Source organism: Pseudoalteromonas sp. SCSIO 43201, assembly GCF_023716725.1.
Classification (GTDB): Bacteria; Pseudomonadota; Gammaproteobacteria; order Enterobacterales; family Alteromonadaceae; genus Pseudoalteromonas; species Pseudoalteromonas peptidolytica.
The window spans coordinates 2,773,779-2,794,723 of sequence record NZ_CP072683.1; the positions used below are offsets into that span (position 1 = coordinate 2,773,779).

At 42.2% G+C, this 20,945-nt stretch carries 16 protein-coding genes and 1 pseudogene; 8 read left to right on the top strand and 9 right to left on the bottom strand.

Annotated features, from left to right (window positions below; translation table 11 throughout):
* Positions 1 to 35: 35 nt before the first annotated feature.
* The 3 genes from J8Z24_RS11950 to J8Z24_RS11960 all read right to left on the bottom strand — a co-directional run bounded on the left by J8Z24_RS11950 (position 36) and on the right by J8Z24_RS11960 (position 2,029).
* Positions 36 to 422 (bottom strand): hypothetical protein, encoded by a 387-nt coding sequence (locus tag J8Z24_RS11950; RefSeq protein ID WP_252094745.1) that lies wholly within the window; start codon positions 420 to 422, stop codon positions 36 to 38.
* Between the two features lie 34 nt (positions 423 to 456).
* Positions 457 to 1,068 carry a hypothetical protein gene (locus tag J8Z24_RS11955; protein ID WP_252094746.1) on the bottom strand — a complete coding sequence of 204 codons (612 nt, stop codon included), beginning with the start codon at positions 1,066 to 1,068 and terminating at the stop codon, positions 457 to 459.
* 112 nt (positions 1,069 to 1,180) lie between these two features.
* Positions 1,181 to 2,029 (bottom strand): hypothetical protein, encoded by an 849-nt coding sequence (locus J8Z24_RS11960; RefSeq protein ID WP_252094747.1) that lies wholly within the window; start codon positions 2,027 to 2,029, stop codon positions 1,181 to 1,183.
* 243 nt (positions 2,030 to 2,272) lie between these two features.
* On the opposite strand from J8Z24_RS11960, the pseudogene J8Z24_RS21850 reads away from it, so the two are divergent.
* A pseudogene (locus J8Z24_RS21850) lies at positions 2,273 to 3,244 on the top strand (integron integrase).
* A gap of 455 nt (positions 3,245 to 3,699) precedes the next feature.
* Here the strand turns inward: J8Z24_RS21850 and J8Z24_RS11975 are convergent.
* A complete protein-coding gene (locus J8Z24_RS11975; RefSeq protein ID WP_147391344.1) occupies positions 3,700 to 4,248 on the bottom strand; it encodes a hypothetical protein in 549 nt (182 codons plus the stop codon).
* 388 nt (positions 4,249 to 4,636) lie between these two features.
* On the opposite strand from J8Z24_RS11975, the gene J8Z24_RS11980 reads away from it, so the two are divergent.
* From J8Z24_RS11980 to J8Z24_RS12000, 5 genes are all read left to right on the top strand, one after another.
* Positions 4,637 to 5,386, top strand: a complete 750-nt coding sequence (locus J8Z24_RS11980) for an SDR family oxidoreductase (protein ID WP_252094749.1) — start codon at positions 4,637 to 4,639, stop codon at positions 5,384 to 5,386.
* Positions 5,387 to 5,554: 168 nt separating this feature from the next.
* Positions 5,555 to 5,902 (top strand): phasin family protein, encoded by a 348-nt coding sequence (locus J8Z24_RS11985; protein ID WP_125253982.1) that lies wholly within the window; start codon positions 5,555 to 5,557, stop codon positions 5,900 to 5,902.
* A 60-nt stretch (positions 5,903 to 5,962) separates the two neighbouring features.
* On the top strand, positions 5,963 to 7,729 hold the full coding sequence (gene phaC, locus J8Z24_RS11990; protein ID WP_176032858.1) for a class I poly(R)-hydroxyalkanoic acid synthase: 1,767 nt from the start codon (positions 5,963 to 5,965) through the stop codon (positions 7,727 to 7,729).
* Positions 7,730 to 8,018: 289 nt separating this feature from the next.
* The gene (locus J8Z24_RS11995) at positions 8,019 to 8,705 is read left to right on the top strand and encodes a glycine-rich domain-containing protein (protein WP_176032857.1); all 687 of its coding nucleotides are present in this window, start codon (positions 8,019 to 8,021) and stop codon (positions 8,703 to 8,705) included.
* 117 nt (positions 8,706 to 8,822) lie between these two features.
* Positions 8,823 to 9,311 (top strand): hypothetical protein, encoded by a 489-nt coding sequence (locus tag J8Z24_RS12000; RefSeq protein ID WP_176032856.1) that lies wholly within the window; start codon positions 8,823 to 8,825, stop codon positions 9,309 to 9,311.
* A gap of 7 nt (positions 9,312 to 9,318) precedes the next feature.
* Here J8Z24_RS12000 and J8Z24_RS12005 read toward each other — a convergent pair whose 3' ends face one another.
* Positions 9,319 to 9,792, bottom strand: a complete 474-nt coding sequence (locus J8Z24_RS12005) for a DUF4920 domain-containing protein (RefSeq protein ID WP_176032855.1) — start codon at positions 9,790 to 9,792, stop codon at positions 9,319 to 9,321.
* Positions 9,793 to 9,931: 139 nt separating this feature from the next.
* Here J8Z24_RS12005 and J8Z24_RS12010 point away from each other — a divergent pair, with 139 nt between their 5' ends.
* Positions 9,932 to 12,160, top strand: a complete 2,229-nt coding sequence (locus J8Z24_RS12010; RefSeq protein WP_176032854.1) for a TonB-dependent receptor domain-containing protein — start codon at positions 9,932 to 9,934, stop codon at positions 12,158 to 12,160.
* Positions 12,161 to 12,385: 225 nt separating this feature from the next.
* Here the strand turns inward: J8Z24_RS12010 and J8Z24_RS12015 are convergent, their stop codons facing one another.
* The 4 genes from J8Z24_RS12015 to J8Z24_RS12030 all read right to left on the bottom strand — a co-directional run bounded on the left by J8Z24_RS12015 (position 12,386) and on the right by J8Z24_RS12030 (position 18,551).
* Positions 12,386 to 14,113 carry a hypothetical protein gene (locus J8Z24_RS12015; RefSeq protein ID WP_176032853.1) on the bottom strand — a complete coding sequence of 576 codons (1,728 nt, stop codon included), beginning with the start codon at positions 14,111 to 14,113 and terminating at the stop codon, positions 12,386 to 12,388.
* 292 nt (positions 14,114 to 14,405) lie between these two features.
* Positions 14,406 to 16,370, bottom strand: a complete 1,965-nt coding sequence (locus J8Z24_RS12020) for a pre-peptidase C-terminal domain-containing protein (protein WP_252094750.1) — start codon at positions 16,368 to 16,370, stop codon at positions 14,406 to 14,408.
* Positions 16,371 to 16,380: 10 nt separating this feature from the next.
* The gene (locus J8Z24_RS12025) at positions 16,381 to 17,052 is read right to left on the bottom strand and encodes an Lcl C-terminal domain-containing protein (protein WP_125253990.1); all 672 of its coding nucleotides are present in this window, start codon (positions 17,050 to 17,052) and stop codon (positions 16,381 to 16,383) included.
* Positions 17,049 to 18,551, bottom strand: coding sequence for an ethylbenzene dehydrogenase-related protein (locus J8Z24_RS12030; RefSeq protein WP_128731602.1), 1,503 nt, complete (start codon positions 18,549 to 18,551; stop codon positions 17,049 to 17,051). Before J8Z24_RS12030 ends, J8Z24_RS12025 begins: the two co-directional genes overlap by 4 nt.
* 425 nt (positions 18,552 to 18,976) lie before the next feature.
* Here J8Z24_RS12030 and J8Z24_RS12035 point away from each other — a divergent pair, with 425 nt between their 5' ends.
* On the top strand, positions 18,977 to 20,815 hold the full coding sequence (locus J8Z24_RS12035; RefSeq protein ID WP_252094751.1) for a di-heme-cytochrome C peroxidase: 1,839 nt from the start codon (positions 18,977 to 18,979) through the stop codon (positions 20,813 to 20,815).
* Positions 20,816 to 20,945 lie beyond the last annotated feature (130 nt).

Genomic DNA, 20,945 nt, shown 5'->3' on the forward strand with positions numbered 1-20,945 from the left:
CAAGCTGTTAGCAGTCCCACCACTTTATGCGCTTGTTATGAGTACAGCGCAAAAACCATACTACTGGTTACAGTGAACACTATGCCAAAACATAAACCAAACACTGTATACCAACGTGGTATTTGTATATCCAATGTCTCAAGTGGCGTTGCGTTTTTAGGTATGGGATAAAACACAAAAGAGTATACCCAACCAATCACGTTGTGTGCTGCAAACAACACAGGAACGAGTATTTCAATATTAGAGAAATTAACCGAGAACAACATGTAAAAAGTTAGCAACACCCATAGAAATTCAACGCTACTGGTTAATACAATAATTTTGTTTCTTATAACTTGGCCTTTGGCTTTGTATAGCATGTAGCCGTCATACGTTGATACTAGGCCAATTAAGATAGATACAAAAAGATAAAACTCTTTCATTACTACGACAACACTTCTATGTACTCATAACGCCTCAATCAGCCGACGCTTTAGCGGTCGGCTGCATTGACTTGTTAGGCTCTTTTGTATCGATCAACTCATTAAGCCTAGGCAATTCAACAGCTTTTGTGATTGCTTCACCAGCATAGTTTATTTGTTGATAGCATTTACTCACCAAACTCGCCTCGGAGTTTTCTTGATACCATTTTAAATCTTTCGCTGACACCCAAGCCTCCAAGAAAGCCCTTCTTGGCTCTGCTTCTAGGTACAATGAGTTATTTCCCCACCACTCATCACACTCTCGTATTATCCCTGGTAGATGTTCAGTACCTAAAGCACCATTTATCTTTCGCCACAAGCAAAAGGCCTCTTGGTGCGCTTGAAGCCTTTTCTCCACCGCTGCCAATCTCAATTGGTGCTGAGCCTTAAACGTTTCCATTATTTGGCTGTAAGTAGACTTTACTTCCTCAATCTCTTTTGTGATTTCTGATATATCTTCTTTAGTAGCGAGATTCTTACCTTTCTGAGACAAGTACCCTGGCAAAAAATACTTTACCAAAAGAAAGACAACCAGTCCGGCAATCACTCCTTCGAAGCCATACCTAAGGAGAAAGTTTAAAACACTTTGTATTTCCTCTGGACTCATAACTTCCTCTTGGAGCCTAACGCCCGCATAAGGGGCTGATTAATAGTTTGCTAAAATGTGAAGCGAAGCGGAACCGAGCAAACTGTTAGCAGTCCCATGCTTAATGCGCTTGTTAGGCACTTTTGGCAAACCTTGATTCTTCTATGAATACTTCATCTAAATATTCTTTACCGTTCAACTCTGTCAGTTTTTCACGTATGTAAAAATCAAACCATAACCAAAGCCCAGGAACACCTTCATCATCTAAACCTTTATTTATGATTCCAGTGCTAGATTGCAAGTTCTCAAATATTGATGGGTCAATATTTGTATTAGCATTTCCCTCGGTCATTAAATCCAAAATAAAATTGGAATTTTCCCCATGTATTTCATTAAATTCTTGGATACGCATATCAAGTTCTGCATTCCAATGTTGTTTAATAAAGTCCTTTATTGCTGGATTGATAGTTACAACATAACTTTGATATTGAACTTGAAGGACTGTATTAATAAAGTTATTTTTAATCAGCGCTTCATTCTCTGAATCTCTGGTATTTATTGTTTTATCTTGAAGCGTCAGTTCTCTAAGTAGTTTTTTCTGCTCTGAAGTGAAGTGCTGAAACATTGACTTTATTTGTTCTAATAAAGCTTCACCTTTTTCTCTCTTTACCTTTTCTTTTTCTATCTTGTCTTCCGCTTCCTGCTTCTCTTCTTTCGCTTTATTTCGCTTTTCTTTATGTTTATTCCAATAGAAAGCTGAGATTTCTGATAGGAAGTGACCAACTAAAGAACCACTTCCCAGTCCAATTAATAATAATATTAGAGACTTTTGCTCAGAAGTTATTTCTAAATCAGCTAAGTTAGGCGCCAAATGTAACCAAGATAAATACAATGAAATCGCAACCATTAAGTACTTAACGCAAGCTTTAGGGGATGTTAAAGCTGCTAGTAATTTGATCACTGTGCCTGCCGTTTCGCTCATACTTCTCCTTAGTGCCTAACAATTTAATATCGACCCAACGGGTCGTTTTTCTACCATTGGCTGGGTCGTTTATCTGATTGAACCAGTTTTATCATACATTTCAACCTATTGCTAAATAATTATATTTAGCAATAATACCTTTTAACAAAAAGGAGAAAACGTCCCATTTGCTCGCTTTCTTGACTATGGAGGCAATGTAGCCAAACTGTATATATACACAGCTAACAATTCAAAGATATGATGATGAAAACACGCTCTCCATTTTTAAACTCAATTGTCGATTACATGCTAACCAAACAATACTCTTTGCGGTCTGTTGACACCTACTTAAAATGGATTGCTGGGTTTATTAATTATCACGACAAGCGACACCCTTCATCTATGGGGGATAACGAGGTTGAGAAATATTTAGACTATTTAGTTTTGAAGAAAAATGTATCTCCTAAAACCCAAGCTACGGCTTTAAATGCGTTGGTATTTTTATATAAACACATCATCAAACAAGAGCTATCGCCCGATCTAGTATTTGTACGTAGTAAAAAACAGCAAAAACTTCCCATAGTGATGACACCCAATGAAGTAAAATTATTGATGTCATTTTTAGATAAACGCTATTACTTAATCGCAGGATTAATGTAGGGTAGCGGTTTACGCGTGATGGAAGCTGTGCAGCTACGAGTTCAAGACATTGATTTCGATTATAAAAGCATTCGTATATGGAACGGCGAGGGTAATAAACACCGTATAGTGACGTTAGCTAACGAGTTAGTTCCTTTATTGCGAAGTCAAATAATTCAGGTCAACGATTACTTGCAGTTTGACATAAGGAACGAACAATACGCGGGGGTTTGGATGCCCAATGCCCTTGCTCGCAAATATCCATCAGCTAATAAGTCTCTGGCGTGGCAGTATTTATTTCCATCTTATAAGTTAAGTGCAGATCCAGAAACAGGCGAAATTAGAAGACACCACTTTTATCCGACGGGAGTACGCAAAGCGATTAAAAAGGCAGCTTTAAAAGCGCAAATAACAAAGCCCATTACACCTCACACGCTAAGACATTCATTTGCAACTCATCTACTACAATCTGGGGCCGATATTCGTACCGTGCAAAGCCAACTTGGACACTCAGACGTTAAAACAACACAGATATATACCCATGTTTTACAACAAGGGGCTAACAGCGTGGTGAGTCCATTGAGCAAGCTACTCTAATGAAGCGATTATCAGATCGCAGTTTGTGCTCATTAATGGATAAGTAATAGGCCTGAATTTATGACTTTGTTTAGTGTTAGTGAACGTCTGCTATTGGGAAATGGTGCTATAGAAAAATACTAATCGCAAGTGTCCGTAGAATGCGCAATTAAGACCTGAGCTCTAACTCACTTTGGGGCAAAAATGAGTTGGCTAAACGGCCACTTTGTTGAGTTGCGGTAGCATTCACAACCATCACCTATGCGCTTAAAGCGGCCTGTCAGGCGAGTCTAATAAACCCACTCATTTAAACGGTAAGATTTGGGGGTAAGCTACTATACATTAGCTTATTTCTTTCTCACTTTAGGGCATTTTGAGGATAGTCCTGCTCTTATATGCCCAAGTTCTTGTCTCTAGTTGGCAAGGCTGATTCACTTTCAATAATTCACTAGTAGCAGGGAGCTTTTCGCTGTACTTTACAGTTTGCCCTTACTTTTGAGCTCTTCTAACCGCTCTCGCTCTGCCAAAATCGCCTTTAACATCTGAGTACGCAGCTGCGCTTCTTGCCCTTTTAACTCTGATAGTTGCTTCTCAAGTTCTTTTACTTCATCGGTCACCGTATTATCACGATACTTTTTGCTTCCGACATGCTCTGCAATAACGGCTCCGTCATCGGGCGTAATATCTTGTTGGTGGTTTATTTTCATAAAACGCTGTTCTCGGGATTGCATCAGCTTATCAATACGCTCTTGCAATGTATGAATTTGCGCTTGAATAAGATCCATCGCTTTTTCTAAGTTTTCGTAGTCTTCTTTAAAGACTGGATTATCTTCCTTATAACCCGTTGCCTCTTCATCAAGCTCCTTTGAGAGCACCACACGCTGATCTTGCTCATTCTCATTTTCAACTTCACTTTGAGGTAATGACTGAGCGTTTTGTGACACAGGTTGAGATGCAGCTGATGATTTAGACATAACGTCAGGTACTCTTGGTGATAAGCTTCCCTGATGTATTCGAATATCCATTTTCACTCCTTGGGATCAATACGATTAATTTGATGCTGACGGCAGGGGTAAGTAATTAATGTTAGATCTCCTTGTGCCCCGTTTATTCGCAGCTCCGTTTTACTTTATCGGTCAATCAAAAATAAACTTAAGACTATTTACCCTGAACTAGGGGTAGTAACTTGTTCTCTAGCAGCTATTACGCCTTTTGCGCTTAGGTGTTTTAGCTGACTAACTCACTTTTACCCCACGTTCGGGTTATTTAAGTTTTCGTTCCTAATTTAGTTTCCACTGTCTTCAAACTGACACAAACTCGCGACTAATTTGTCATAAAAGCGCGTAAAAATGATAGTTAAGCTAACTCGGCTAGGAAGTATGTTGGTATAGCCTCTTTTTTCGCGGGAGCGTTATGGAAAACAAGCATATTGCAGTAGTTACCGGTGCCTTTGGTGGTATTGGTTCTGCTATTACAAAAACACTCATTGAAAAAGATTTCTTTGTTATCGCCGTTGCGAGCGAAAGACGCAATGAGGCTGACTTTGATAATTGGCTAAATATGTTGCAAATCAACCCAGTAAACGTAAAGCCGTTATTTTTAGACGTCACCAATGCCGAACATTGCCACACTGCGATGACGCAAGTGTTACAAGAGTTTGGCAACATAGACTTACTGGTCAATAACGCGGGTATTACCAGAGATTCTGCATTTAAGAAGATGACACATACGCAGTGGAGCGAAGTCATAAACACTAACCTAAACTCTTTGTTTAATATGACAAACCCTGTTTTTTCTGCAATGTGTGCCAACCGCCAAGGTCGTATCATAAACATCTCTAGCGTAAATGGACTAAAAGGCCAGTTTGGTCAAACAAACTATTCTGCCGCTAAAGCTGGCATGATTGGCTTTACTAAAGCCCTAGCCTACGAAGGTGCTAGAAGTGGCGTTACCGTCAATGCTGTTGCACCCGGCTATACAGAAACGCCTATGGTAAGCGCTATGCGTGAAGATGTATTGAACAGCATAAAAGCACAAGTGCCCATGCAAAGGCTGGCGACTCCTGACGAAGTTGCCGCTGCGGTAGCCTACTTGGCATCAAAACAGGCGAGTTATATCACAGGAGAGACACTCTCTCTTAATGGCGGATTATACATGCAGTAATATCGCAACCACCAAAGGAATGAGCTGTACCTGATGTTTGGTGGCATTGTGGTTTATATAAAACCAATTTATTACTCTGAGATTTTGAGAAAAAATGTACTGGCTTTTTTAAAGCCCAGATTTCACAAGATTTATTGCGTTAACTCAATCCAAAACAAGGAAACGATCATGTACAGCGATTTATTTAAAACATTCAACGAGCAAACCGAGCAATTTTTCGCGCCAGCAATACAGTTCAATCAAATTGTTGCAAAAAATATCGAAGCGCTCTCTAAAATCCAGCTTCATAGTGCAGAGCAACTCACTAAAACCTCAATTGAGCAATTAAAGCAAGCGACTGAAATCAAAGATGCAAAGTCGATGATGGACTTTAATGCAAGTCAGTTAACTGCCCTAAACGTACTCAGCCAGCAAATGATCCAAGACGGTCAAAAGCTTTCGCAATTAGGTCAAGAGTTTAAAGACAGCCTAGAGTCTCTAAGCAAAGAAACACTAAAAACAGCAAAAGCGCAATAACCTCTAACACTGGGCGATCTCGATCGCCTTACCCGTTCAAAAAATAAAGGATTTTCCGGTATGGGCACTCAAGCAAATATTGAGCAAGGGTTGACCGCATGGTGGCAATATAATCAAGAATTGTGGCAACTGGCCGCCACCAACCTAGGTAAAGCGCATCCATTGCAACAGGCATTGAATGAACAAAACCAAGCTGATTTTCAGAGCTGGCTCAGTGCCATCAACCAACAGCCTGATTCTTTCTTAAAACAACAAAGTGAATGGTGGCAAACTCAATTTGCTATTTTCCAAAATAGTTTTATGCCACACACAACAGGAGAAAAAGCGCAGGTTGTTAGTCCAGAGCGTGGAGATAAACGTTTTGTTGACGCAGATTGGCAGGAAAACCCGTGGTTTAACTACCTAAAACAGAGCTACCTTTGGTTTGGGCAATCACTGCAAAATACCATTGAAAATACCCCGGGCCTTGATCCTAAACTCAAAGAGCGATTGGCGTTTTTTGCCAGACAGTCAGTAAATTCGATGTCACCAAGCAATTTTGTATCAACCAACCCTGAATTGCTTAGGCTAACGCTTGAGAGTAACGGCCAAAACTTGTTTGACGGTCTAGCACTACTGAAAAAAGATTTGGCCAAAAGTTCAGAAATGCTGCGTATAAGCATGACCAATGAGAATGCTTATACCCTTGGCGAGGATCTCGCTTGTACCCCAGGTAGAGTGGTATTTCAAAATCATTTATTTGAGCTGATCCAATATCACCCTTGTACTGAAGAAGTACACAAAACACCGCTATTGATCGTGCCTCCTTTTGTTAATAAGTACTATATACTTGACTTACGAACTGACAATTCCCTGGTCAAATGGGCACTCAAACAGGGTTATTCGGTTTTGATGATCTCTTGGAAAAACCCAGATCCAAGTATGGCTAACATTGCTTTTGATGACTACGTTGTTGACGGCGTGTTATGCGCTTTAGAGCAAACAGAAAAACAAACCGGCGAAACCCAAGTCCATGCTATGGGTTACTGTATTGGCGGTACTTTACTGACGACTTGTATGGCTTATATTGCAGCAAAGCGCATGAAGCAAAGAGTGAAAAGTGCCACCCTGCTGACGACTATATTAGATTTCTCGCAACCTGGAGAGATAGGCGCTTTTATCAATGAGCCAACCATTAGTGCACTTGAGCAGTACAACAATCAGCATGGTGTAATGTCAGGCCACTTGCTTGGCACTTCTTTTAGTATGCTGCGAGAAAACAGCCTGTACTGGAATTACTTCGTCAACAACTATCTGAAAGGCAAAACACCTGCGGATTTGGACCTGCTCTATTGGAATAGTGATAGTACAAACCTAACCGCAGCATGCCACAACTTTATCTTACGTGAGCTATATCTCAATAACGGTCTTATCGAAGACAAAGCAGTGAATATCCGAGGCACTAAAATTGACCTTGGCAAAGTAAAGCAACCGGTCTACTTTCTCTCTACGCGTGACGATCATATTGCGCTTTGGCAAGGGACATACGAAGGGGCTAAAAGGCTCAGTAGTTCAGTGACCTTTGTGCTTGGCGAATCGGGTCATATTGCAGGAGTGATCAATCCGCCAGATGCAAATAAGTACGGTTTTTGGTTTGACGGGCAAGATAACGACGACCCAACTCAGTGGTTTGAATCAGCACAGCACCAAACTGGTTCTTGGTGGCCTCACTGGACACAGTGGTTACACCAATTAGCACCAGAACTTGTACCAGCAAGGGCTGCGCAAAGCGATGAACAGCCTGGTATTTATGATGCACCAGGCGAATATGTCAAACGCGTTATTTAGTCTCAACGATAAATAACCTGAGCATGAGTAATTCATGCGTGCCTAGCAATTTGGATTTACAAAAGGTGCTCAGGTTATTTAGTTGTTCTAAATAAGAAGTTTTAACGCAGTTAGCGTCAGATTTACTCCGTCAAATTGAGTAAGTATTAACGCTAATTGGTATTACAGCATCCAATCTCTACTGCTATAAACTCAGCCTCTCAAGTTTTATCCCTCAACCAAATGCTTTCATTATTGACACCCTTAGTGAGTTTCGTCATGCTAACTCTCAAAAATATAGGGAAAGTACATGCTAGGTTTTATCTACGCTTTAATTGGAGTGGCTGTTTTAATTGCCTTATTGCATTATAAAAAGGTAAAAACTGACACACGTCGTCGAACGTACATTCAAAATTACAATCTAACCTTCCTTAGACCTAAATTACGTAAGTATCACCCCACACTATCAGATACAGATCTGGCGCAAGTAGAATCCGGCTTGAAGCAATTTTTTCTTGCTAATTTATTGCTCAAAGGCCAATCTCTCGCTATGCCCTCAAAAGTAGTAGATACACTCTGGCATGAGTTTATTTTGCATACCAAAACGTACCATGAGTTCTGCCAACAAGCTTTTGGCAGGTTTCTACATCATTGCCCATCAGAAGCAATGCAAGGCAGTAATAAAGCACAGCTCAGTATTCGTAAAACTTGGCGAGCCTGTTGCAGTATTGCCAGCATTTCGCCACGAAAACCACATCAACTGCCCATCCTATTTGCATTAGATGCACAGCTACACATACCCGACGGGTATTACTATACAACAGCTGAATTTCAATCAGATCAAACTGAACCGAAACATGACGATACGCTCGCCATTTATGCCGGAAACATCGGCTGTACGACACTAAAAAGTGGTGATGGTAACGCTGATGGCGCTGATAGTTCAGCATCCAGTTGTAGTAGTGGTTCCAGCTGTGGTAGTGGTTGTAGCAGCTAGCTTGATCCCTCCACTAAAATAGAGGCTCTTTACATTCGTTAACGTTGCACACTTATATTAACAGCAAAGATTAGCTACTATTTGTACCGGTTTAACTTATTGTAATTTGGTGATCCGGTGTCCATTATAAATAAACATTACAGCCTCGCCTTGTCTGCACTGCTGCTCTTTGGATGCAATCAACTGAGCGAAACGCAGCCAATATGGAAAATTGCGGCTGAAGGTATTATTTTTAATGGCCAACTGCAAACCCATCTATCGGCAACCTCGATACAATGTGAACAGTGTGAAGTCGTCAACCAAACCGATATGCGCCCCTCAGGTCCTGCCAACTACACTTTGGTATCTGAGAGTAGCAAGCTAAAAGCTATTTGGGGCAAAAGCGGTAATGCGGCTTTGTACATACCTAATAATGTCGGTAGAACGTTAATAAACTTAGCCCCAGATACAGAAACTGGTGTGTGGTTGATGGACTTAGACAGTACGCCAAAGCCACTCAAAGTAGGCAAAGTAAATTACGTTATGTTAGGGGCACAAACCTATCAGGTTGTCATCAGCCCCACGTCTAAGCGCACCGACTTCGAGTACGCTGTTTTGGTGAAGTGATGTCAGCCTACTCACTCTCTTGAATAATTGTTACTGCATCCGGTTTTAGCCTGATAAGCTCCATTCCCTCTATGACTTTAGTTTCATCGAACTGTTCGCCGTTTTCATGCGCTTTATGCGCAAGATAGCGCTTAGTTTTTGCAATATCCAGCTTAAAATGTTCAACTCTACCGGTCGCAAAAGCACGCTTACCGATTGCTGACATCGGAAATACCATATCACCATCTCGGACTTTAACATTCAAACTTTCACCGTTATCGACTTGCAGTGTCATCCAACAACCACGCTTCTTACAGACTTTAGTTACCTTGCCTGATACTGTGATCTCACGTTCTTTAAACTCATTCACGTTTTCAAGTACCTCTGTAGCCGCAACAAGCTTATTCAAATCAGCGCCACCACCAAACTCAATGTTTTTAGCTTCGCTTGCCAGACTAAGTACCAGTACTGATAGCGCACATAGTGTACGTATTTTATTCATATTTTCTCCTTAAAAATAAATTCTGTTTACCTTATAAATCATATAACTATAAGTAATTAATTATTGCAATTAGATCTTATAACATCTAACATCCACGCCGCAACTGCAAATAGTAATTGTTTTTATTAAGGATTAATAAATGAAATACTCTACTCTCTCCTTCTGCATTTTTGCAGCGCTTTATGGTGCCTCCGCTGATGCAGCAGCGTCTGACACCTCATCAACTACTATCGAAAAAATTGAGGTATTTGGTCATAAGTTAACTACCCAAAATCATGATGTTGCCGCATCAGTCTCGGCACTAACCAAAGAACAAATCGCAAGGCAGCAAGCCGCAGATCTAAATCAAATACTTAAAACGCTACCCAATGTCGAGTTTTCAGGCAGTGTGACGCCGCTATCAGGACAGCCTGCAATTAGAGGATTGTACGGTGAGCGGGTTCATATCTCCGTCGATAATGTAAAACGTAAGATTGATTCTGATGGTAGCCAAAATATTGCACAAATTAACTCCCTTGGCATTAATCCTGATCAGCTTAAACAAATACAAGTGTTAAGAGGTGCTGACTCGCTAACTGTTGGCTCAGGTGCCATTGGCGGCAGCATACGCTTAGTCACTAAAAGTGCAGCTGATTACCTGCAAGATAATCAAGGGCTTGGAGCTAGTGTGTCTGTAACACACTTATCTGTTGCTGACGCAAATGATGTCAATGTCAGTATATTCCACTTAAATGATCACAGCGATACCGTATTGTCTTTCGGACAAGTAAAGTATAGTGACATTGATGTTGTCGCTGACGAACATACTGATGAAGAAGATGATATTCAACGTATCAGTAAAATCAAAAACGAATCCAAACGACAAAACGTTGCGCTAAAAAATACTTGGTACATTAACGATCACCACAGCCTCACAAGTAAAGTCGACTACAGTAAAACCGAGTCAATCGATCAACCATATGCGCAGCGTATGGACTTGGCAATTGCCTACCCCACCCTCGCTGAAGACTACAAAAATGATTATCTTGAAGGAATGGTTAACTATACCTATCAGGCCGACAATGACTTAATCGACCTAGATGTCCAAGCGTTTTTCTCTCGTAAGACCTATGACGAAATCACCAAAGGATTTATCGAGCGTGGCAGCAATAAAATCAATTACGACAGTGCTAAAACGGGTGAGAGTAAACGCCATGGCTTGCGCGTGGCGAACTTATCAACCTTTACCGGCAAGGTAAAACACAAGCTCGCAATTGAGGCCCAATATGAAGCGGAGAGCTTTGACCAGCAACAATGGGATGATAACCCTGCCAACCTTTCAACCTACTACGGTGATAGCGACGCATCCAATTGGTCAATTTCTATAATCGATCAAAGCCAGTGGTGGCAAGACAAATTGCTACTTACAGGGGGCGTAAGATTCGATCATTACAGCCGCTCTAGTGATCATTTTACCGGCTATCAAGATAATGATGACTCCGCACTTTCAGGTGAACTTGGTGTCACAATTAAAGCTGCTGAGCACCTTAATTTGTACGCAAAAACAGCGCAGGCCTTTCGAGCCCCCTCACTGCAAGAGCTGTACAAAAAAGATGAATGGCGTTGCCACATTGGTGGAAAGATATGTTTCAGTGAACCGCAACCAGATTTACAAGCGGAAGAATCACAAAACTACGAGATAGGCTTTGGACTAAATTGGCAAAATTTACACTATGCTGAAAACCTAAGTATCAAGGTTATGTATTTTGATACCGAAGTAGATAACTACATCGATAATGTTCCATTTATGTATTACATAGATGCCAATGGTACCAAACAACTTGGGTCGCCAGGTCCAGAGCCCAGCAACGGTATTCCCGTCGCAACACACCGTGATTATAGTGCCAAAAATATCGGTAAATTATTTAGTCATGGTGTTGAGATTGAGGCGCACTACTCCTTTGCTGCACTTGATATGTACTTGGGGTACGCGTCTATGAATATGGATGTAGAAGGGGTACCTAACTTTTATCTCGGCACAATAGATTATCAGTCGCAACCCTACTCAGAAGCGCCAGCTGACAAGCTCACTTGGAACAGCAACTATCAATTAAATGAGAACATTAACGTAGGTCTGCAACTATTACACTACCGAGCACAGCAACGCCTTGATGATGCGATGTTAGAGCGAGGGTTTGGTACAAAAACCTATACTGTTTACAATCTCAATGCCAAGTATCAAGGAACAGGAGGCTTATCAAATTTCTCCGCTCGCTTAGGGGTAGACAACCTCACTGATAAGCGCTATTTGCGTGCACCTGCAAGTGAAGCCAATGATCCTGCGGAGCTTGGTCGTAATATTAAAATGACAGTGCGATACCAATTTTAATATCAATTTTCTTAATTAAGCGGTCTATTTTGAGGCGAGAAAATCTTGTCGATTACCAAGTAACAATTTTGCTATTTAGTTGTTCTGGAAAGGAAGTTTTTAACGCTGTTAGCGTCAAATTTACGCCTTCAAATTGAGCAAGCATTAAGTCAAATTGGTATAACCTCAGACACAAAAATGCCGACAGTAAGTCGGCATTTTTTACGTGTTATTTGTACTTAATCTTTATAGCTTTTTTAGCTTCATATCAGTACCGAATACGAGGCCATGTTCAGCCACATCCATACTAAACTCAAACACCATATTTTGCTCCAGGAGCGCATCGAGACTTTCAGGAACAGGTTGTCCTGCTGACTTCAATGCAGTTAGCATTGGTGTCAAAAAGGCCTGCATATCCATGCTAAAGTGTGTCATGCCATTACTCTCAAGTGCTTGGTCTGCCATTTTCTGTGCAACAACAGTAGACTTTTCACCAGTAAATAATACTAAGTGATCTCCTTTTAGCGCCAGTTTAATATCTATTCCTAGCGGCTGCGGAGAAGGGATATATTGATTAATTGAGATGGGGCTACCATCTTCAGGTATTTCAATTTGTGCAAGCATAGGAGCAAGACCTTTAACAGTATTCACCAATACTAATGGGTCTTCTGCTGAGAGCGTAATAAGTGCATCAACCGCTTTTGGCTCAGGCATCCCTTGAGCATTCTGATCTATTGATAAATCAAACACTGATGCGCTTACACCTTTTACAGAGTTAACCATACCAGTCATCATCGCCACTGCCATTGGACTATTTTGCTTAGCTTGTTGCTGCGCTGCGACAAGCTCTGCACAAGAAAACTCCGCTTTAGTAAAGCGACTCCATAAGGTGTTAGCAAGCGGTGCAATCTTAGCAACATCCACGCCGTATCCAAACCCCAGCACTTTGTCTTCATCATTAGTGACATGCGCAGGAATAAAGCCACGAATAGAACCAAGCGCTTTCATTAATTCTGTGTCTTTACCAACAACCACAGTGTCAATTTCAAAGTCGATTTCAGAATTAGTAAATTGAACCTTCTTAGTACCCATTACCGTTGCAGGCCACTGATTCGCAATTGCGCTGTAGTCAGCTTGGCATTCTGGCGTTCTGATGTTTGCAAGCTCTTCTGCGCCACCACCTAACTGCAATATGTTGTTCAGCATACGTGCCAAATCAGACTGCTTATTTGCTGTGATCCCATCAACTAACGCCACGTGATTTAAAAACGCAATTGACGCACCATCAAAACCAAATTGCTCGTTGTACTGTTCAAGTTTGCCTGATTGTGCAAGTGATTGAGCAGGCTTGGCAATACCTAGTGCAATTTTTAGATCGGCTTCAGTGTTAATCGGTGTATTGAAAGTAGTGGTGATCCACTGTCCCTGAATAGAGGTGATCAGCTCAATATTGGCATCTGGGGCAACCTCAAGTTTGTAACGCGTCAGCGCCACGCCATCTAGCGTGTCTTCCTCGAATGTTATACCAGCGTCTTTAGCTGCCATTTTGATGGTACGGTTTAACGCTTCAGGGTCTGCAAGTTCGTAGCGAATTGAAGGTAACAAACCTACGGTATAGAACACACTTCTCACGGTGTCACCCATACCAAGGATAGCTTTCATTTGCTCAGGCGAAGTCATCGCTTGATTATACTGCTCTAATAATGTCGCCAAGAAGTTAAGATGCTTATTATTTTCCTGTCTGATTATTGCAGTTACTTCTTCAATATCTTGGATCTGCCTTAGTTCCTGTGGCATGAAAGAGAGGTATTTTTGCTGCTCAAAAGGCTGCAACTGCCCCCAAAAAACTGCAGTGTCAGCAGGCACATACTCTAGCTGTTCCATGGCTATGCTAGGTGAAGAAGGTTGAGTAGAAACATAAGCACCAACGGCAATAGCCACAGCACCTAAGCCAACGAGAAGTTTTGTATTCATAATATGATCCTTGTTATCACCACGAGACTAAATCCAGCTCGTGATCAATTATTCTTCCCTACGAACCGCAACGATTGCGAGCCTCAGAGGTCGTTGCCAGAACGCATGAATGCGTCCAAAAAAGCAGCGTAATTGTACCCTGATTATTGTCGCAATTCCATCAATTCACTCTATTTTGCAACAAGCCTATCTTCTGTGATCACACGCCAAAATAATTACTTAACCCGGCCTAACGTATAACCTGAGCCAAAAACAAGTGTTTGTTCCAAGCTCAAGCATATTATTACCATGACTACTGAGCATTAGCCTCCACTGTTACGCCAGAATAGGCGGCGTAGCCGTAAAGTCCAATGTGCCATTGCCCTGCGGCCGGCGCTGTAATAGTACACAGCTCATTATTGCCGTTTTCATAGGGGCGACACTCATACAATTCGCTTGTTGGTTTTTGACCAAAACGGACATATAAATCGGCATCCCCTGTCCCTCCTGCTGCACTGATCTGTAAGCTTTGCGTTCCTTGTGCAACATCAAATGTATAATACTGCCATTGTCCTTTGCTTCCACCTTGATCTGGCCATTGTTTTTGCTTGCCTTGATCCGGCGGTGTGTCTGTCGAATAGGTCGCTGTCAAAGACAAACCAGAATAATCACGGTAGCCATTAAGCATCACATAATAATTGCCTGACTGTACCGGTGTGATGGTACACACTTCATTATTGCCAGACTTATAGGGGCGACACTCAAAGTTGTTTGTGGTGGGTGGTGCATTAAAGAGTACGTACAAATCTACGTCACCTTGACCGCCGCGCGTCTCTACCGTCAATTGTGTCGCCGTCGGAGGCACTGCAATATAGAAGAGTGACTGTGATGCTTGTGCGCCTGTTAAATTGGTTTCAGCTTGACCACTGATCAACTCTGTCGGCAAAGGAGGCTCTATCACCGGTGTATCTATTACCGAAAGGTTATTTGCAGCTTTAAGTAAGTTTAGCTCCTCACCAATTTCTGTGGCATACCACCATGTCATATTCATAGGCAGCGCCAGCGGATCGGCGTCACGCTCAGCTTTAGTCAACGCCGTCGCATTACTAGAAAACTCTGCGGTACGTACTGTCAGCTTGTCATTGGTCACACTCAATACTTTAAACTGCTGAATACTAGCCAAGTCAATCGTCCAATTTTTTGGATCATTTGCACTTCTTGCAGGTGCTCCCCAGCTACCTTCACCCACATAAACCGTACCACCTTGTGTAGTTGCACTGAATCCATTACTGGTGGGGCTAAGTGCATAAGTGAGCTTATTGATATGGGTGTCAGACTCAACGACGAGGTTCATCGCATGATCATAAAAAGTCTGCGCCCACCACGTATGTAATATGGTATTGTCAGACTTACCTGAGTAGTGTGGATACATAGGTTTGTGGTACTGTGCAACACGCCATTTGGCGCCAGCTCCTTGCGACTGTAAATCACTTTTTAACCAGTTATTCATGGCTGTTGCATAATTCGACCACCCACTGTTTTTAAATTGACTATTTAGCGTATAAACCCGCAACAGGCCAGCGACATTCAACGCACCATAGGTGTCCTTTGCGGTGCACGTCCCATCTTGATCATAATCCACGCCAAACACTTGGCAGAGCGTTTTATAATTATCATCTTCATGATTTCCATGCGTCGCGACAAACGGATAAATACGTTTATAAGCCAGCCCATTTATTAAGTCATCTGAAAATGTTAATTGCCAATCTTTTAGATACTCACGCATTTCAGAAGCTGAATTTGCATTGGTATAATCTCCACCGTGCATAATAAATAACGGCCTAATTTTGGCTATCAACGCATTACCCTTGCGTCGCGTTGTCCATCCGGTGCGCGTATCACCACCAGCCACAGCGGTGATACCCGATGCAGTTTGTGGTGCCGTTCTAAACCAAAGTCGCTGACCACACCCTTCAGAATCACACACGCGATAATACACGGCACTATTGGGTGTTAAGCCCGTTAACTTTACAAATGAACTTGAAAGGCCATTATCAAAAGTATGAGTCGCACTAACTGCGCCACTGCGCCAAGTTTGTTCATCGGTCGTATTGCCATATTTCACGATATGACCGGTTCCCGATGTGGCAGTAAAACCGATTGTGGCTGAGGTGCTAGGCTCTGCATCCCAAACAAGCCGATGATAATCACTGGCAGCCATGCTGCCAAAAGAGAGGCTCGTGGTAAGTAATAATGTTGCTGTATACGTGTATTTCATTTCCTTGGTCCTAGTTAAGCGTAATAGGCTCATTACCACTTAGAGCCGTAGAGAGTTGTATTGGTGGCGTTGCCACCAGCATCACAAAAGCAGCATTGTCATAAGGCAATGAAAGCGACTCTTTTGTATGAAAGTTCACCGCAACAGCCCCTCGTTTTTTACCTCTAAATGCACGAGGTAATTGGGCATCAGCTGCATTGCTCCAGTAATCACCATTTTTAATATGGGGGAAAAAATCACTCGCAATATGCGGACTACCTGGACTATTAGGTGTTTGAATTAATGAGCGCAGCTCTGCGGGGGTAGGCAAGCGCCACATAGTACTACCGCACAGTGCAGCACGGTTGGTGTTACGAATAAGGTCTTGGCTATCACAACGAGATGCTTCAAAGTAACAATCCCCTTGATCAGCAATACCTGTATTACCATCGTACCAAGAGTAGCTCCAGTAACCGTCATGAATAGATTCATCGTCACGTTTGACTTCCCAAATGAGATTTAACTTTTTGTCGTATACACAATGCCACGGTCCTTGCCATGCTGATAACGGCTGCATATCACTCGTTACTTTGATAAAGCGACTATGCGCTGGCGCTTTGCGCTTTGGAGGCTCTCCCCACAAACAAGCGAAGGTCATCCCCACGATTATCAGCGTTAAAATAAAGCGTGAAGTGATATTCATAGCATATACCGCAACTGGATGGCTCTGTGATGTCGAGTGTGTGCAATTTGTGCATGATCAAAGGCCGATACCCACATACACACACCTGACTGTAAATCTACATCAAGGGCTGAGTTAGTTTGGTGTTTCCTGACCAGTTCCAGTGTCCAATAACCATCTTGCCAACGCCCACGCGCTCTTACGTCCGCTCTATCCCCCTCAAAACGATTTGAGCGATACAACACCGATGGAAGTTGCTCACCTATTTTCGCGCTATCAGATTGTGGTGTGTAGACTGTACTAGAAAACCAATCAAGTACCTTATTTGGTGTTTCTTCAGCGGTAGGAATTGGCAGCCGTTTTGGGGTCACTGTGTCGGGTGAATACCAACGCCAATTCATTACATAAGCCCCACTTTCTTTACCATCAGCTTGGTAACCTGCGGTATAGCGCCGCTCTCCTAGCGCCACCTTTTTTGCCGCTCCAACAAAGTTGTCATCTGCCAAGTACATATCGTTGGTTCTTAGGGCCTTCCAATGCCACAGATCTCGTACACGACCGTCTGTACTGGCATGATATCCTTTGCCGTGCCAATTTTGCGGTTTATCATTTAACGGGGTATCACCATAATGGACAGTTCCATCTCCTCCCAGCTCACAGGTTGTCGACAGCATGATGGCAAATTTGTCTTCATAGTAAGTACGCTCATCAAAACGGTAAAAACCATCTTCTTGAACTTGCCACCCTGCTGCGGTTTTTTCCAATGGTAAGTGAGAGAGACTTTGGGTGGGATCTTGCCAACGGATCAGGAAAAAAGTTTCGCTGTGATTGCTCAGCGCCTTAATCTCCACCTCACTACTGCCATCGGTAAAGTTTGCCCCACCAAACGTAGTTAATGTCACGGGTTTTGCTCGAGACCATTCAGGCTCGTCACCAAGACCATCGATTTCAAGAAAACTGTGTTCAGACAGGGGCGCTATCTCTAATCGTAAATGCTGCGTCAACATAAAATATTGCACACCTAACCCTGAGCAATACACAAGCGCCATGCAACAGCTTAGCAGTACTAAGGCGTTTCTCGGTATCAACACACTCAGAACTCGTTTACCTTTATAGACAATATGCTTTACCCCATGTAGCAATAAATAAACCATAATGGCTGCGGCGCAAATGCCATGAACAATGAGACCTAGAGATTGTGGGCTTAACCATAATAACCAGCCCGTAATAATGGCAAGGATGATGCTGATATAACCAAACCAGTTAATGAGTTTGTCAAATTTGCTGGGCGTACCATAAAAGGGGCTGCGAAGACTCACAAATGCAAATGCAATCGCAATCAAGGTCAGCACACAACCAGACAGTACATGCGTTGAGAGTATTGCACCTTGGGGCAATAACGGCGATAAAAATGCAAGAAAGTCATGGTTAATAATAGCCAAACGAGGGCCTGTGATCAGCCCAAACAAAATAACTACCACTGCCATCAAATGGAAAATAGCGAAACTACTTCGACGCACAAATGCTCCCCAACAAACAAAGTAAATACAGTGTAAACAAATAAATTTACATAAATATTTCATCTTTGAAAAGTAAAGTCTGATAAATAATCAGCGCCTTGAATAACTCAAGCAGCTTGAGCAGTCATGTTTTAGCAATAACAGGGGGCGCTTAGCCTGTGCTTTGTTAAATAAAATTTATGATAAATATCAAATAGATAAAAAATAAAATAGAAAAAAGCTGCGAGCTCTCCGTTACTAAAAAACACTAATATGGTAAAAAGGCATCTCTAGGAAAGCTTTAAAAACAATAGCTTGACCAACTCTCTATTTCAGCGTCAAGGTCACTTATAAACCTGCTTGATTGGTGTAATGTGATGTAACTTGATTGTTAAAAGCCATGTACTAAGGTTGTCTGTACTTTTACCGTCAAAGCAAAGAAAATTATGGATAAGCCACCAGTATTACAATATATAAACACTGCAATTATCTTTACCTTGCTCCTTGCAAGTTGCACGTCGCCCACTAACAAACCTGAAATATCAAAAGAAGTTGTTGAGCAAGTAACACATTCAGGTCAAGTTCCTAAGCGGGTTTGGCTAAACCAAGGGTGGTCGGATAAGTTACGACAGGACTTTTGGTTTACAGGTCAAGGCTCTCAGATAATCCCCTATTCATGGTTTACGTGGTTAGAACAGCCCGGCAGTACCGCACTTTTTCGTGATAGTGAACACATGGAAATGCTGCGTTATTTGCCAAGTAAAACATCTGCAAATAACCCATCGGGATTACCTATTGGGTTTGCACTTCATCACAACCAACAGACCGGACAAGCTTGGGTTGGTATGACTTGTGCGGCATGTCACACCAATCAACTTGATTTTAATGACACTAAAATCCTGATCGAAGGTGCACCGACACTGGCCAATTTTGTGCTCTTTTTTAGCCGCTTAAATGCCGCACTTGAAGCCACGCTCAATGATAATCAGAAATTCAATCGGTTTGCCAAACGTGTATTAAAAGGAAGCACATCTGCTGAGTTAATTGACGATTTGCGCGAAGATCTTAAACATGTTGCCCTTGCCACCGCTGAACGACAAACGGTTAATGCTTTGCCAGCACACTACCCTGAGGACTTTACCAGCTACGCCCGCTTAGACGCCTTTGGTAATATTCAAAATGCTGGTACTGCTTTCGCGCTGGATGATCTCAATAATAAAAATGCACCTACGGCACCTGTCTCTTATCCCTTTTTGTGGGGGACACATCAATCTAATGTCGTACAGTGGAACGCGTCTGCACCAAACGTTCCTGTGATTGGTCCTTTGGTCAGAAACATCGGAGAAGTCGTCGGTGTGTTCGGTTCACTAGCTATTGAGGAAGCACCTGTTTGGCAACGAGTTTGGGGGAAACATGCTCGTTACAGCTCAACTGTCGATATTCAAGGTCTTGGGCAACTAGAGGCGTGGGTTAAAACTTTATTACCACCAGCTTGGCCTGAGCAATACTTACCTGGTATTGATACCAATAAAGCCGCGCAGGGTAAATTGTTATATCAGAATAATTGTGCCAATTGTCACCAACTGATTGACCGAAAAAACGTGCTTAAAGATTATCAGGCAGTAACCGTACCTGTTAGAACAATTGGCACTGATCCGACGATGTCCAATAATGCCAGTTGTCATCAAGCTAAGACCTTATTCTTGGCTGGTACGAAAACAGATATTTTGATAGGAAATAAGTTTGATGCCATTGATAGAGCGATTGATATACCGGTAAATGGGGTGGTCGGCTTAGTGTTAAAACATCCCATCAAAGCCATTGAAGCTGGGCTTGTAGCTGAACGTGCAGGCCCAAATGGTAAGAAAACCACGGCCAAAAAGTCCATAGAAGAACGCCTCAAAGTATATCTGAAAAACAGGCATGATCTAAGCCCTGATACGGATGTAGATTGCCAAGATGGCTTTTATGATGCTGGTGTTTACAAAGCTCGGCCACTCAATGGCATTTGGGCAACGGCTCCGTATCTTCACAACGGCTCAGTTCCCAACTTATGGTCATTACTACAACCACCTGAATTACGTCCGGATACTTTTTGGGTTGGTAGTCGCCAGTTCGATCCTGTACATGTGGGTTATATCACCCATAAAGGCATGAATGAATTTAATGTAAAGCAGGGAAATGGTGATGTGATGCCTGGAAATAGTAATCATGGGCACCTCCATGGCACAACGTTAAGCAACGACGAAAAATGGCAACTTGTCGAGTTTTTAAAGACATTATAAGGACAAAATAAGGGCTATAACTGATGCTCTTACTTTATCAACACTACTTTTTGAGTGAAGTACCTGTTTGCTGATAGTTAGGGTAAAGGGTGAGCAAGCTCCCCCTTTACTTTTAACTCAGGCGGTGTAG